14 protein-coding genes and 2 pseudogenes are annotated in these 12,826 nt (G+C 75.0%); 10 read left to right on the forward strand and 6 right to left on the reverse strand.

What is annotated here, in order from left to right; all coding sequences use genetic code 11:
- Positions 1–22: 22 nt before the first annotated feature.
- Positions 23–304 (forward strand): annotated as a pseudogene (locus AFB00_RS35895) (LysE/ArgO family amino acid transporter); the annotation flags it as partial.
- 107 nt (positions 305–411) lie between these two features.
- Positions 412–549, forward strand: a complete 138-nt coding sequence (locus AFB00_RS35900; protein ID WP_335726586.1) for a hypothetical protein — start codon at positions 412–414, stop codon at positions 547–549.
- A 12-nt stretch (positions 550–561) separates the two neighbouring features.
- On the opposite strand, the gene AFB00_RS28645 is transcribed toward AFB00_RS35900, so the two are convergent.
- The 4 genes from AFB00_RS28645 to AFB00_RS28660 all read right to left on the reverse strand — a co-directional run bounded on the left by AFB00_RS28645 (position 562) and on the right by AFB00_RS28660 (position 3,730).
- Positions 562–1,419, reverse strand: a complete 858-nt coding sequence (locus AFB00_RS28645; RefSeq protein ID WP_068799763.1) for a metal ABC transporter permease — start codon at positions 1,417–1,419, stop codon at positions 562–564.
- Positions 1,419–2,162 (reverse strand): metal ABC transporter ATP-binding protein, encoded by a 744-nt coding sequence (locus tag AFB00_RS28650; RefSeq protein ID WP_068799764.1) that lies wholly within the window; start codon positions 2,160–2,162, stop codon positions 1,419–1,421. The genes AFB00_RS28645 and AFB00_RS28650 overlap by 1 nt, the downstream gene beginning before the upstream one ends.
- On the reverse strand, positions 2,159–3,076 hold the full coding sequence (locus AFB00_RS28655; RefSeq protein ID WP_156819885.1) for a metal ABC transporter substrate-binding protein: 918 nt from the start codon (positions 3,074–3,076) through the stop codon (positions 2,159–2,161). Before AFB00_RS28655 ends, AFB00_RS28650 begins: the two co-directional genes overlap by 4 nt.
- Before the next feature lie 120 nt (positions 3,077–3,196).
- Complete coding sequence (locus tag AFB00_RS28660; protein WP_231974120.1) at positions 3,197–3,730, reverse strand: CAP domain-containing protein; 534 nt, start codon at positions 3,728–3,730, stop codon at positions 3,197–3,199.
- Between the two features lie 254 nt (positions 3,731–3,984).
- Here AFB00_RS28660 and AFB00_RS28665 point away from each other — a divergent pair, with 254 nt between their 5' ends.
- From AFB00_RS28665 to AFB00_RS28675, 3 genes and pseudogenes are all read left to right on the forward strand, one after another.
- Positions 3,985–4,812, forward strand: coding sequence for a helix-turn-helix domain-containing protein (locus AFB00_RS28665; protein ID WP_068799766.1), 828 nt, complete (start codon positions 3,985–3,987; stop codon positions 4,810–4,812).
- A gap of 103 nt (positions 4,813–4,915) precedes the next feature.
- The gene (locus AFB00_RS28670; protein WP_068799767.1) at positions 4,916–5,296 is read left to right on the forward strand and encodes a VOC family protein; all 381 of its coding nucleotides are present in this window, start codon (positions 4,916–4,918) and stop codon (positions 5,294–5,296) included.
- Positions 5,293–5,668: pseudogene (locus tag AFB00_RS28675) on the forward strand (MmcQ/YjbR family DNA-binding protein). The gene AFB00_RS28670 and the pseudogene AFB00_RS28675 overlap by 4 nt, the downstream one beginning before the upstream one ends.
- A gap of 7 nt (positions 5,669–5,675) precedes the next feature.
- Here AFB00_RS28675 and AFB00_RS28680 read toward each other — a convergent pair.
- Positions 5,676–6,152, reverse strand: a complete 477-nt coding sequence (locus AFB00_RS28680) for a nuclear transport factor 2 family protein (RefSeq protein WP_442965830.1) — start codon at positions 6,150–6,152, stop codon at positions 5,676–5,678.
- A 128-nt stretch (positions 6,153–6,280) separates the two neighbouring features.
- Here AFB00_RS28680 and AFB00_RS28685 point away from each other — a divergent pair, with 128 nt between their 5' ends.
- Positions 6,281–6,988 (forward strand): alpha/beta fold hydrolase, encoded by a 708-nt coding sequence (locus AFB00_RS28685; protein ID WP_231974121.1) that lies wholly within the window; start codon positions 6,281–6,283, stop codon positions 6,986–6,988.
- Between the two features lie 9 nt (positions 6,989–6,997).
- Here the strand turns inward: AFB00_RS28685 and AFB00_RS28690 are convergent, their stop codons facing one another.
- Positions 6,998–7,879: an SMP-30/gluconolactonase/LRE family protein gene (locus tag AFB00_RS28690; protein WP_068799770.1), complete on the reverse strand. Its 882-nt coding sequence runs from the start codon at positions 7,877–7,879 to the stop codon at positions 6,998–7,000.
- A gap of 133 nt (positions 7,880–8,012) precedes the next feature.
- Between AFB00_RS28690 and AFB00_RS28695 the strand changes: the two genes are divergently transcribed.
- Genes AFB00_RS28695 through AFB00_RS28710 form a run of 4 tightly spaced genes read left to right on the forward strand, consistent with a single transcriptional unit; the run spans position 8,013 to position 12,810 of the window.
- A complete protein-coding gene (locus AFB00_RS28695) occupies positions 8,013–8,384 on the forward strand; it encodes an ArsR/SmtB family transcription factor (RefSeq protein WP_068799771.1) in 372 nt (123 codons plus the stop codon).
- Positions 8,381–8,866: an SRPBCC family protein gene (locus tag AFB00_RS28700; protein WP_068799772.1), complete on the forward strand. Its 486-nt coding sequence runs from the start codon at positions 8,381–8,383 to the stop codon at positions 8,864–8,866. The genes AFB00_RS28695 and AFB00_RS28700 overlap by 4 nt, the downstream gene beginning before the upstream one ends.
- A 37-nt stretch (positions 8,867–8,903) precedes the next feature.
- On the forward strand, positions 8,904–11,981 hold the full coding sequence (locus AFB00_RS28705) for a DEAD/DEAH box helicase (protein ID WP_068799773.1): 3,078 nt from the start codon (positions 8,904–8,906) through the stop codon (positions 11,979–11,981).
- Entirely contained in the window at positions 11,974–12,810 is an 837-nt protein-coding gene (locus tag AFB00_RS28710; protein WP_068799774.1) for an SWIM zinc finger family protein, read from the forward strand. Before AFB00_RS28705 ends, AFB00_RS28710 begins: the two co-directional genes overlap by 8 nt.
- Positions 12,811–12,826 lie beyond the last annotated feature (16 nt).

Below are 12,826 nucleotides of genomic sequence, written 5' to 3' on the forward strand. Positions count from 1 at the left end.
GATCGGCGCGCAGAACGCGTTCGTGCTGCGTCAGGGGCTGCGCCGGGAGCACGTCCCGGCGGTGGTCGGGTTCTGCGTGCTCGCCGACCTGCTGATCATCGCGGCGGCGGTGGGCGGCGTCGGGCTGGTGCTGACGCGGGTGCCGGGTCTGGCCGAGGTGGCCCGCTGGGGCGGCGTCGTCTACCTCGCGGGTTACGGGCTGCTCGCCGCCCGGCGGGCACTGCGGCCCGGCACGCTCGACGCGGGCGCCCGGGGCGCGGCGCGACCGCTCGCCCCCGTGCTGGGCAGCGCGGCCGCACTGACCTTCCTCAACCCGCACGTGCTGGTGGACGTGCTCGTGCTCGGTTCGCTGGCCGCGGCGCACGGCACCGACGGGCGGTGGCGTTCGCCGCGGGCGTGGCCGCGGCCAGCGTGGTCTGGTTCACCGGTCTCGGGTTCGGCGCGGCCCGGCTGGCCGGCCTGTTCGCCCGGCCGGTCGCCTGGCGGGTGCTCGACGGCGTCGTCGCGGTCGTCGTCCTCGGGCTGGCGGCCGGGCTGGCGTTCGGCTGAGCCGGGCCCGGCTCAGCCGGCCACGGACGCGCGGCGGGCGGCGCGCGCCCTGGCCAACACGCCGTGCCGCGGGCCGAACAGGTACGCCAGCACGAACGCGGACGCCAGGCTGACCACCACCGCACCGCCGGTGGAGACGTTCGCGTGGTAGCTGAGGTAGGTGCCCACCACCCCGGCCCCCACCGCGACGAGCACGGCGATCAGCAGCATCCGCTCCATCCGGTCGGTGAGCAGGTATGCGGTCGCCCCGGGGATGATCAGCACCGCCACCACCAGCACGATCCCGACGGCCTGCAGCGCGACGACGACGGCGAGCGCGAGCAACCCGAGCAGCAGCGCCTCCACCCGGCGCGGGTCGATCCCGACGGCGTGCGCGTGCACCCGGTCGAACGCCACCAGGGTGAAGTCGCGGTGCCGCAGCGCGACCACCGCCATCGTGACCAGCCCGAGCACCACGATCTGCACGACGTCACCGGCGGAGAGACCCAGCAGGTTGCCGAACAGGATGTGCGACAGGTCGGTGTCGCTCGGCGTGCGGGAGATCAGGATCAGCCCCAGCGCGAACAGCCCGGTGAACACGACGCCGATCGCGGCGTCCTCCTTCACCCGTGACGTGCGCCGGACCAGCCCGATCAGGCCGACCGCACCCGCCCCGAACACGAACGCCCCGACCCCGAACGGGATGCCGACGATGTAGGACAGCACGACGCCGGGCAGCACGGCGTGCGACACCGCGTCCCCCATCAGCGACCAGCCGACGAGGGTCAGCCAGCAGGACAGCAACGCCCCGACGGTGCCGGCCACGACCGCGACCAGCAGTGCGCGCTGCATGAACCCGAACTGCAGCGGCTCCAGCAGCCAGGCGGCCATCACGCCTCCCCCGCCGGGGCGAAGCCGAACACCCGGCCGAGCACGTCCGGGGTGAGCACCGCCGCCGGCGGTCCGTCGGCCAGCAGGCGGGTGGCGAGCAGGACGGCCCGGTCGCAGAGCCGGTCGACACCGGCGATGTCGTGGGTGGACACCAGGACGGTCCGGCCGTCGTCGCGCAGTTCGTGCAGCACCGCGGTCATCGCCTCACGGGTGCCGTGGTCGACACCGGCGAACGGCTCGTCGAGCAGCAGCAGCGCCGCGTCCTGCGCGATCGCCCTGGCCAGGAAGACCCGTTTGCGCTGGCCGCCGGAGAGCCGGCCGATCTGCCGGTCGGCCAGCCCGGTCAGCCCGACCCGTTCCAGCGCGTCGGCGACGGCCGTGCGGTCGCCCGCCCGGGCCCGGCGGCCGATCCCCAGGTGGCCGTAGCGGCCGGTCATGACGACCTCGTGCGCGACGATCGGGAAGTCCGGGTCGATCGCCTCGGCCTGCGGCATGTAGGCGATCGCCGCGGAGCGCCGGGCGGCACGGACCGTCCCGCCGCGGACCGAGACGGTGCCGCGGGACGGGCGGACGAGCCCCATGACCGCGTTGAACAGCGTCGACTTGCCGGACCCGTTGGTACCCAGCAGCCCGCAGACGGTGCCGGGACCCAGTTGCAGGTGCACGCCGTCCAGCGCGGTCACCTCGCCGTAGCGCACCGACAGGTCCTCGACCGCGAGCACCGGGCCGGTCGCGGCCGTCACGGGCGGTCCCCGGTCAGGCCGTCGGCGATCGCCCCGGCGTCGTGGCGCAGGAGGTCGAGGTAGGTCGGGACCGGGCCGCCGTCCTCGGACAGCGAGTCGACGTAGAGCGGCCCGGCCAGCCGGGCCCCGGTCTCCGCGGCGACCTGGCGCTGGGCGGAGTCGTTCACCGTGCTCTCGCAGAACACCGCGGGCACCGCGTTGTCGCGGACGAAGCCGATCGTGGCGGCGATCTGGTCGGGGGTGCCCTCGGCGTCGCTGTTCACCGGCCAGAGGTAGGACTCCCGCAGACCGGCGTCCCTGGCCAGGTAGGAGAACGCGCCCTCGCAGGTCACCAGCGCCCGCTGCGCCTGCGGCAACCGCCCCAGCTCGGCGCGCAGGTCCGTCCCGACCTGCCGGATCCGTTCGGTGTACCCGGCGGCGTTCGCGGTGTAGGTGTCGCGGCCCGCCGGGTCCAGCTCGACGAGCGCGTCGCGGATGTTCTCGACGTAGCGCACGCCGGCGTCGGGGGACATCCAGGCGTGCGGGTTCGGCCGGTCGCGGTACTCCCCCGCGACGATGGGCAGGACCTCGACCCCGTCGCTGACCGTCGCCGAGCGGGCCTCGGAACGGTCCACGAACTGCTCGAACCACCGCTCCAGGCCCAGGCCGTTGTCGAGGACCAGATCGGCCCCCGCGCCCCGCACCAGGTCACCGGGCACCGGCTCGTAGTCGTGGATCTCCGCACCGGGCCGGGTGATCGACTCGACCCGGACCCGGTCGCCCCCGACCTCGCGGGCCATGTCGGCGATCACCGTGAAGGTGGCGAGGACCAGCGGGCGCGGGTCGTCGTCGGGACCGGCGGTCCCGGCCGGGCTCCCGCACCCGGCGACCAGCGCCGTACAAGCCAGCAGCAACAACGAAGTTCGCCAGCCCATATTCTTGAAGTTAGGCACGGCGAACATCATGCGGGACGCCACCACGGCGAGCAAGACCGTCCGGCCGGGGTTGTGGCCGAGGTCGCGCCGGCTCCTGCCGCTCACCCCGGGCCGGGCACCTCAGTAACCGAAGTTCTGCGTCCACCACGGACCGCCGCGGCCCAGGTCGACGCCGACACCGATCGTGCGGAAATCCGGGTGGAGGATGTTCGCGCGATGCCCGGGACTCCTCATCCAGGCACTCATCACCGCGTGCGGACTCCCCTGCCCCGTGGCCACGTTCTCACCGCCGGGCCGGGGGTGGCCGGCCGCCCGCATGCGTTGTCCCGGCGTCACGCCGTCCGGGCTCTCGTGTGCGCAGTACCCCCGCTCGGCCATGTCGACGCTGTGCCTCCTGGCCGCGGTACGCAACTGCTCGTCCGTGCGCAGGGAGACCAGGCCCGCCTGCTTCCTGGCCTCGTTCACGAGCCGCGCGACGGCGTCCTCCTTGGACGCTGCGTAGGTCCGGCTCCGTGCTGCCGGCCCGGCCGGCTCCGGTGGCGTCACCGGCTGCGGTGGCGCGTCCGGCGCGGTGCCCGTTCTCCGCACCGGGGCACGTCTGCGCATGCGGACGACGGAACCGTCCGAGCGCTTGCGTTTGCGGCTCGTGGGCACAGGCAGGTTCCTCTCCGTCGTCCGGTCTGCCCTGATTCTGGACCGGGGCGCGCCGCGCGCAGGGAGTGCCGGTCCGATGTGGCACGAAAGGTGCCCGACGCTGCACTCGCGGGCTCCTGTGCCCGACCGCTCCCGCACCGGTGCGGCCGGGTGCACGCCGAGAGTCACCGGGCGGGAGCATCACCTGAGGCTGCGCCACGACGACCCGCGCACTCCGGGACCCGGCGCCCACCCGGAGCTGGCACGATGCCCGGGTGGAGGACACCGGCGCGCAGCCGGCCGCGTTCGTGTCGGGGCGGCCGCCGGCCGCGCTGCGGCCCTACGTCCGGCGCGTCCTCGGTTACCGGGAGCACGCGCCGGTACCGCTGCGCCGCCGCCAGGCCCCGGCCGGTGAGGTCGCGCTGATCCTCGGCTTCCATCCGCTCGTCCTGTCCGGCCCGGCGATCGGCACGGCCCGGGCGGCCGCGTTCGCCGGTGGGCTGAGCGACACCTGGGTGCTCACCGAGTTCTCCGGCCCGCAGGCCGGTGTCCAGGTCGACCTGACCCCGCTCGGGATGTTCACCCTGCTCGGCGGGCGGCCGGTGCCCGGCGGTGCGGTCCCGGTGCTCGCCGAGCTGGAGGACCCGGTGCTGGCCGCGCTCCCCGACCGGCTCGCGGAGCTGCCCACCTGGACGGACCGGTTCGCCCACGTGGCGGAGGTTCTCGCGGCCCGGCTGCTGGCCGATCGCGCCCGCCGTCCCGATCCCGAGGTCGCCCACGCCTGGGAGTGCCTGCACCGCTCCCGCGGGGCGGTGCAGGTCCGGCGGCTGGCCGCGGAGGTCGGCTGGAGCCGGCGGCACCTGCAGCACCGGTTCGGCTCGCAGATCGGGCTGGCCCCGCGGACCACCGGCCGGGTGCTGCGGTTCGCCGCCGCGGCCCGGCTGGTCGGTGGCGGGACCGGTGCGCTCGCCGGGATCGCCGCCGACTGCGGGTACGCCGACCAGGCGCACCTCACCCGGGAGTTCCGCGCGCTCGCCGGGACGACACCCACCGGGTTCCGCAGCGAGTGGCTCGGCGACCCGGTGACCGGGAGGCAGTCGTGACGATCGCCCCGTACGCGCGGGAGGGGTACACCGGGCAGTCGCGCGGTGCCGGGTTCCCGTCCGTCCAAGACACCGGGCCCGGCACCGGCGAGGATCACCGGCCATGAGCATCCACCTGACACTGCGCTACGACGACCCGCGCGCCGCGATCGCGTTCCTCACCTCGGCGCTCGGCTTCCGCGAGCTGAACATCCACACCGACGACGCCGGGACCCTCGTGCACGCCGAGCTCGCCTGGGACGACCGCAACGACACCGCGGTGATCGCCCTCGGTGCCCGCCGGCCGGACGACCGTTTCGACACCGGCCGGGCGGTGCTGTACCTGACCTGCGACGACCCGGACACGCTGCACGACCGCGCCGTCGCCGCCGGTGCGGACGTGGTCATGGGGCTCACCGACCAGGACTACGGGTCGCGGGAGTTCGCCGTCGCCGACCCGGAGGGCAACGTGTGGTCGCTGGGCACCTACCGGCCGGGCACGTGACCCCGCCGGCGGACCCGCTGCCGTGGCTGCGCGAGATCTGTCTCGCGCTGCCGGAGGTGACCGAGCGGGTCAGCCACGGATCGCCGTCCTGGTTCGCGGGCCGGATGTTCGTCAGCTACGTCGGCCGCCACCACGGGCACCCGCACCTCGCGTTCTGGTGCGCGGCGCCGCCCGGCGTGCAGGAGGAGCTGATCGCCGAGGACCCGGCCCGGGTTCTTCCGGCCCGCCTACGTGGGCCATCGCGGCTGGCTCGGCGTCGTGCTCGACGGGACCGGCGACGACGCCCCCGACCGGTCCGAGATCACCGAGATCGTGACCGACGCCTACCGGTGCATCGCCCCCGCGCGCCTGGTCCGGCTGCTCGACGGCTGACCGGGCGTCACACCGGCAGGTCGGTGTCGTCGCCGTCGGGCCGGGCCCCGACGATCCGCCGCTGCGCCTCGGTGATCCGGACGTCGTCGATGCTGGCCTCCCGCCGGGCCATCAGCCCGTTGTCGGCGAACTCCCAGTTCTCGTTGCCGTAGCTGCGCCACCACTGCCCGTCGGCGTCACGGCACTCGTACTGGAACCGCACCGCGATGCGGTTCCCGGAGAACGCCCACAGCGACTTGCGCAGCGCGTAGTCCTGCTCGCGCTCCCACTTCGCGGTCAGGAACTCCACGACGGCCGCGCGGCCGGTGAGCCAGGTGTCCCGGTTCCGCCAGACCGTGTCCGGGGTGTAGGCCAGCGCGACCTTCTGCGGGTCGCGGGTGTTCCAGGCGTTCTCCGCCGCCCGGACCTTCGCGGCGGCGGACCCGGCGTCGAACGGCGGGAACGGCGGACGGGCCCCGGTGTCGGTCATCTCGGCTCCAGACATGATCGGAACGATCGTTCCCGGTTAGCCTAGGACGATCGTCCTGAGGAGGAGCCATCGTCGTCCCGGACGCGCACGGGCCGGGCGCCGCCCGCCTGGAGCTGGACGGCGTCGGTCTCGAGTACGACGACGTGCCGGGCACCGGGGAGCGCGCCCCGCTGCTGTTCCTGCACGAGGGGCTCGGCTCCGTCGGCCTGTGGCGCGGCTTCCACCGCCGGATCGCGGCGGCCACCGGACGGCGGTCCGTCGCCTGGTCCCGCCCCGGCCACGGGCGGTCCGGCCCGCCCCGCTCGCCCCGCACGCCGTCGTTCATGGGTGAGGAGGCCACCCGCACCGTCCCGGCGCTGTGCGCGGCGCTCGGGCTGGAGCGGCCGGTGCTCGTCGGGCACTCCGACGGCGCGACGATCGCCCTGCTCGCCGCGACCGTGCTGCCGGTCGGCGGGCTGGTGGTGCTCGCCCCGCACGTGCTCGTCGAGGAGTTCGCGCTCACCGCGATCCGGGCGGCCCGCACGGCGTTCGACGACGGCGGGCTGCGCGCGCGGATGGCCCGCCACCACGACGACCCGGACGCGGCGTTCCGCAACTGGAACGACGTGTGGCTCGACCCGGGGTTCCGCGCGTGGGACGTCCGGGACCGGCTCGGCGCGATCACCGCGCCGGTGCTCGGCGTCCAGGGCGACGCCGACCCCTACGGCAGCGCCGTGCACGTCCGCACGGTCGCCGAGCGCGCCGCGGGCCCGGTCGCGCTGACCACGCTGCCCTGCGGGCACGACCCGCACCTGGAGCTCCCGGCGACGACGACCGCCGTGGTCACCCGGTTCCTCGACGGGCTCCCCTGAGCCGGCCGCTCACGCCGAGGGCACCGCCACCCGCACCGCACGCAGCTCCGCGAGCCGGGTGTCGCGCCGCTCGTGCTCGGCGAAGCCGGGCGCGGTGCAGAGGAACAGTGTCCGGCCGTCGTCGCCGCCGAGCTGGCAGGCGTAGGTGCCGGTCCCGCCGGTGGAGACCTCGTCGGCGATCCCGCCGTCGGGCAGCACCCGGACCGCCCGGTTGCCGACCGCGTCGGCCACCCAGATCCCGCCGTCGCGGTCGGGGACCGACATCCCGTCCGGTGCGACCGCGACCCCGGCGATCGCCACGAGCGGGTCCTGCTCCTCGGGCACCGGACCGAACCGGGCCCGGTCGCGGCGCGGGCCGAGCGTCCCGTCGGCGCCGATCCGCAGCGCCGAGAGCCGGTTCCCGAACGTCTCGGCGACGACGAGGTCGGAGCCCACCAGCGCCATGCCGTTCGGGAAGTGCAGCGGCTCGCCCACCGTCGTCACCGTGCCGTCCGGGTCGACCCGGGCCAGTGGCGTGGTCTCCCGCGGGGCGCCGTTCATCAGGTCGAACCCGAAGGCGCCGACCCAGGCCCGCCCGTCGGCGTCGACGATCATTTCGTTCAGCGGCGGGGAGAGGTGGGCGGACAGGTCCGCGTGCACGACCAGCGTCCCGTCGGCCCGGCGCCGCTGGATCGTCCGGTCCCGCATGGACACCACCAGCAGGTCCCCGTCCGGCAGCCAGCCCAGGCCGGAGGGCCGGCCCGGTACCTCGGCCTCGGTGCGCAGGTCGCTGCCGTCGGGCCGGGCCGAGAGCACCCGGTGGGTGTAGAAGTCGCTGACCCAGATCCGGCCGTCACGCCAGCGTGGACCCTCCAGGAACGACATCCCGGTCAGCACCGTCGCCTGCTCCATCGCCTGCTCCGTCCTCGTCGACCAGCGGTACCGGTGACCCTAGCGGGACATTTCATTCAACCTCCGGGTTGAATACGATCTCCGCAGCCGCTACGGTCATGTTCAACCGAGAGGTTGAGTAAGGAGAACGACCATGGAGGACCGGCTCTCGAAGGTGTTCGCCGCGCTGGCGGACCCGATCCGGCGCGACATGGTGGCCCGGCTGGCCACCGACGACGCGACGGTGAACGAGCTCGCCGCGCCCTACGACGTCTCGGTCCAGGCGGTGTCCAAGCACATCAGGGTGCTGGCCGACGCCGGGCTGGTCCGGCGCAGCCGGGAGGCCCAGCGGCGGCCGGTGCACCTCGAGGCGGAGGTGTTCGACCTGATGACGGCCTGGATCGAGCGGTACCGGCGCCACGCCGAGGAGCGCTACCGGCGCCTCGACGACCTGCTGGCCACCGAGGACACCGACGACACAGCGACCACCGGCACCGGACAGGACAGCGAAGGAGCAGCATCATGACCACGACCACCCCCACGACCATCGAGGCCGTCCCGGACCTGCCGATCATCCGCATCACCCGGGAGTTCGACGCCCCGCCGGAGCGGGTGTTCGACGCCCACGTCGACGTCGAGAAGGTAGGGCGCTGGCTCGGCCCGCGCCGGCTGCGGATGACCGTGCAGCGGTGGGACGCCGAGACCGGCGGCGGCTACCGCTACACCCACCACGACGGCGAGCAGGAGTTCCGGTTCTACGGGTCGTTCCACGAGGTGCGCCCGGCCGAGCGGATCGTGCAGACCTTCACCTTCGAGGGCGTACCGGACGGCGTCTGCCTGGAGACGGCGACCTTCACCGCCCTGCCCGGCGGCCGTACCCGGCTGGTCGGGGTCTCGGTCGCGGACTCGATGGCGGCGCGCGACGCGATGCTGGCCTCCGGCATGGAGGTCGGCGTGCAGGAGGGCTACGAGCAGCTGGACGAGCTGCTCGCCACCGGCGCCCGGTAGCGGCGGGACTGTCGGTGGGCCCCATTACCGTGGGTCCGTGCTCGTCGTCCACGCCCTCCACTCTCCGGCCCGCGGCGTGCTGCTCTGGGCGGAGGACGGCGAGCGCCCGGCCCGGTCCGGCCGGCGCTCGCTGCGCACGGCGCGGCCGCACCCGTTCGCGGTCCCGTCCGACGAGCTGAGCGCCGTCCACCCGGGGAAGCCGGCCTCGGTCACGGTACTGCTGCCGTCGTACCCGTCGGCGCCGCAGGACTCCCCCGGGCTCGTGCGCACCACGCCGCGCGCACCGGGCCGCAGCGCGGTCACGCTCGCCCCGTGGACGGTGCCCGCGCTGCTGGTCGATCCCTCCGAGCTGACCGACCCGTGCCCCGAGGTGCGCTACGGAGCCGACGTCACGCACCTCGCCGAGCTGGTCCGCTTCGCCGACGAGCTGGCGGCGCGCGGCCGGGTGCTGCCGGTGCTCACCACCGAGTCCGGCCGGCCCGCGGCGCGCTGGCGCCCGGTCGTGCAGGGGCTCGACGCGGTGGCCCGCACCGATCTGGTCCGGCGGGTGCCCGCGGTGGCCAGGGCGGAGCAGCGGCGACCGGGCGACGTCGCCGGTCAGGATCCGGGCGAGCTGGTCGACGGCGCGCTGGCTCGCTTCGTCGACGCGGCGGTCCGGGACCGGCTCGGCCGCGCGGTGGACCCGCCGCCGGCGCCCTCCGGCGTCGTCGGCTCCCTGCTGCACGCGCTGACCGGCCCGGCCCCGCAGCTACCGGTCGAGGGCCGCGAGCTGCAGGTGCTGCGGGAGGGCCTCACCGTCTGGGAGGAGATCGGGCGCGAGCAGCCCGGGGCGGGCACGGCGCTGTTCCGGTTGACCGAGGTGTCCTCGATGCACGACCCGGCCGATCCCGGCCCGGACCCGCTGGACCAGACCGGCGAGGGCACCCGCTGGGAGCTGGGGTTCGCCCTGCAGTCCACCGAGGACCCGAGCCTGCAGCTCCCCGCGGCGGACGTCTGGGCCGGCGCCGCCGACGGCCTGGTCGACGGCGCGCAGGACGTGCTGCTGGCCGAGCTCGGCCGCGCCGCCCAGGTACTGCCCGACCTCGTCCGGGCGCTGCGCGAGGCCCGGCCGACGGCGCTGGCGCTCGACGTGACCGGTGCGCACCGGTTCCTGACCCGGGACGCGTCGGCGTTGCTCGCGGCCGGCTTCGGGGTGGCACTGCCCCGGGGGTGGGACGGGCAGCGCGCGCTCGGGCTGAAGCTCTCGGCGTCGGCGGAGGCGGCGCCCGGCGTCGTCACCCGGGGCGGGCTGGGCCGTGACGAGCTGGCGCGGTTCCGCTGGTCGCTCGCCGTGGGCGACGAGGAGCTGGGCGAGGACGAGATCACCGCGCTGGTGGCGGCCAAGGCCCCGCTGGTGCGGCTGCGCGGGCGCTGGGTCGCGATCGACGCCGACGCGCTGGCCCGCGGCCTGGACTTCCTGCGCCGCTCACGGGACCGCGCACCGACCGTGCCGGACGTGCTGGCCGCCGCCCGGGGCGACGTCGACGCACCGTTGCCGGTCACCGACGTCTCGGCCCGCGGCCGGCTCGGTGCCCTGCTGGCGGGCACCGCCGACCGGGAGCTGCAGCCGCTGCCGGCGCCACCGGGGTTCACCGCCACGCTGCGCCCCTACCAGGAGCGCGGGGTCGCGTGGCTGGCGTTCCTGTCGTCGCTGGGGCTGGGCGCCTGCCTGGCCGACGACATGGGCCTCGGCAAGACCGTGCAGCTGCTCGCCCTGGAGGCGCACGACCGGGCGGGCGGCGGGGCCGGAGCCGAGGGCACGGCGCCCACGCTGATCGTGTGCCCCATGTCGATGGTCGGCACCTGGGCCCGGGAGGCCGAGCGGTTCGCCCCGGGCCTGCGGGTGCACGCCCACCACGGCGCCGGTCGTCCGCGGGGCGGCGGGCTGCACCGGGTGCTCGGCGGGGCCGATCTCGTCGTCACCACCTACGCCACCGCCACCAGGGACGCGGAGGACCTGCGGCAGTGGCGGTTCCACCGGCTGGTGCTCGACGAGGCCCAGATGATCAAGAACAGCCGGTCCGCGGCGGCCCGGTCGATGCGTTCCCTCGACGCGGCGCACCGGATCGCGCTGACCGGCACCCCGATGGAGAACCGGCTCGCCGAGCTGTGGTCGGTGATGGACTTCCTGAACCCGGGTGTCCTCGGCACGGCCGAGGTGTTCCGGCAGCGGTTCGCGGTGCCGGTCGAACGCCACCGGGACGCCGGGGCCGCCCGCACGCTGCGCCGGATCACCCGCCCGTACCTGCTGCGCAGGCTCAAGACCGACCCCCAGGTCATCGACGACCTGCCGGAGAAGATCGAGATGGTGGCCGACCACCGGCTCACCCGCGAGCAGGCGTCGCTGTACCGCACGGTCGTCGACGACATGATGGAGAAGATCGAGGGCACCGACGGGATCGAGCGGCGCGGCAACGTGCTGGCCGCCATGAGCAAGCTCAAGCAGGTCTGCAACCACCCGGCGCAGCTCCTGCACGACGGCTCCCCCATCCACCGGGCGGGCGGCCGGCACCGCTCCGGCAAGGTCGCCCGGCTGGAGGAGATCCTGGAGTCGGTGCTCGCCGCCGGCGACCGGGCGTTGCTGTTCACCCAGTACACCGAGTTCGCGGCGATGCTGCGCCCGCACCTGTCGGCGCGGTTCGACACCGAGGTGCTCTACCTGCACGGGGGCACCCCGAAGAAGCGCCGGGACGAGATGGTCGCCCGGTTCCAGGGCGAGGGCGGGCCGGCACTGTTCCTGCTCTCGCTCAAGGCCGGCGGCACCGGGCTGACGCTGACCGCGGCCAACCAGGTGATCCACCTGGACCGCTGGTGGAACCCGGCCGTCGAGGACCAGGGGACCGACCGGGCGTTCCGGATCGGCCAGACCCGGTCGGTCCAGGTCCGCCGGTTCGTCTGCCCGGGCACCGTCGAGGAGCGGATCGACGAGCTCGTGGCGTCGAAGCGGTCGCTGTCGGACATGGTGGTGACCGGCGGGGAGGACTGGCTGACCTCGCTGTCGACCACCGAGCTGCGTGAGGTCTTCGCGCTCGGGTCGGACGCGGTCGCCGACGACCTGGGGGACAGCGATGAGTGACCGTCCGTTCTGGGCCGCCGAGGACTACCCCGGTGGCCGCCCCATCCGCGTCGAGGGCGGCATCCGGATCCACGGTGCGACCGGACCGGTCGCGCGGACCTGGTGGTCGGCCCGCTTCCTCACCGTGCTCGAACAGGTCGGGGTCGGCGGCAGGCTCTCCCGCGGGCGCACCTACGCCCGGTCCGGCCAGATCGTGTCGCTCGACGTCGACGCGGGGGCGGTCGTCGCGCTCGTGCAGGGGACCAGGCCGCAGCCGTACCGGGTGCGGATCGGCCTGCGGGTGTGGGACAAGACCGAGTGGCGCCGGGTCGAGCAGGAACTGGCCGCCGACGCCTGGTACGCCGCAGCGCTGCTGGCCGGGACCGTGCCGCCGGAGATCGAGGAGCTGCTCGGCGGGCTGGGGCTGTCGCTGTTCCCGACCTCGGCCGACGACCTCGCACAGGACTGCTCCTGCCCGGACGCGACGGTGCCGTGCAAGCATCTCGCGGCGGTCTTCTACGTGCTGGCGCAGCAGTGCGACACCGACCCGTTCACGCTGCTGACCCTGCGGGGCCGGGACCGGGCGACGCTGCTCGACCGGGTGCGCGAGCAGCGGGACCTGGCGTCCGGGGCCGGCGCCGCGTCCGGGGCACCGGCCCTGGCCGACCTGCTCGCCGACTTCTGGACCGCGCCCGCGGCCACCGTCGTGCCCCGGTCGCCCGGCACCGAGCCCGATGCCGTCCTCGACCAGGTCCCGGAGCCGCCACTGCGCGCCGGGCGGGAGCGCCTCACCGACGTGCTGCGGCCGGTGTACCGGGCGATCGCCGAGCCCGGCACCCGGTCGTCCTGACCTGTCGGCCGCACCG

Origin of the sequence: Pseudonocardia sp. HH130630-07 (assembly GCF_001698125.1) — a bacterium.
Classification (GTDB): Bacteria; Actinomycetota; Actinomycetes; order Mycobacteriales; family Pseudonocardiaceae; genus Pseudonocardia.

Coding starts and splice junctions, on each gene's coding strand:
- AFB00_RS28670 (WP_068799767.1), top strand. CDS start 4,916: ATGAGCATCCACCTGACACTGCGCTACGACGACCCGCGCGCCGCGATC.
- AFB00_RS28690 (WP_068799770.1), bottom strand. CDS start 7,879: ATGGAGCAGGCGACGGTGCTGACCGGGATGTCGTTCCTGGAGGGTCCA.
- AFB00_RS28655 (WP_156819885.1), bottom strand. CDS start 3,076: ATGGGCTGGCGAACTTCGTTGTTGCTGCTGGCTTGTACGGCGCTGGTC.
- AFB00_RS28695 (WP_068799771.1), top strand. CDS start 8,013: ATGGAGGACCGGCTCTCGAAGGTGTTCGCCGCGCTGGCGGACCCGATC.
- AFB00_RS28645 (WP_068799763.1), bottom strand. CDS start 1,419: ATGGCCGCCTGGCTGCTGGAGCCGCTGCAGTTCGGGTTCATGCAGCGC.
- AFB00_RS28710 (WP_068799774.1), top strand. CDS start 11,974: ATGAGTGACCGTCCGTTCTGGGCCGCCGAGGACTACCCCGGTGGCCGC.
- AFB00_RS28700 (WP_068799772.1), top strand. CDS start 8,381: ATGACCACGACCACCCCCACGACCATCGAGGCCGTCCCGGACCTGCCG.
- AFB00_RS28680 (WP_442965830.1), bottom strand. CDS start 6,152: ATGTCTGGAGCCGAGATGACCGACACCGGGGCCCGTCCGCCGTTCCCG.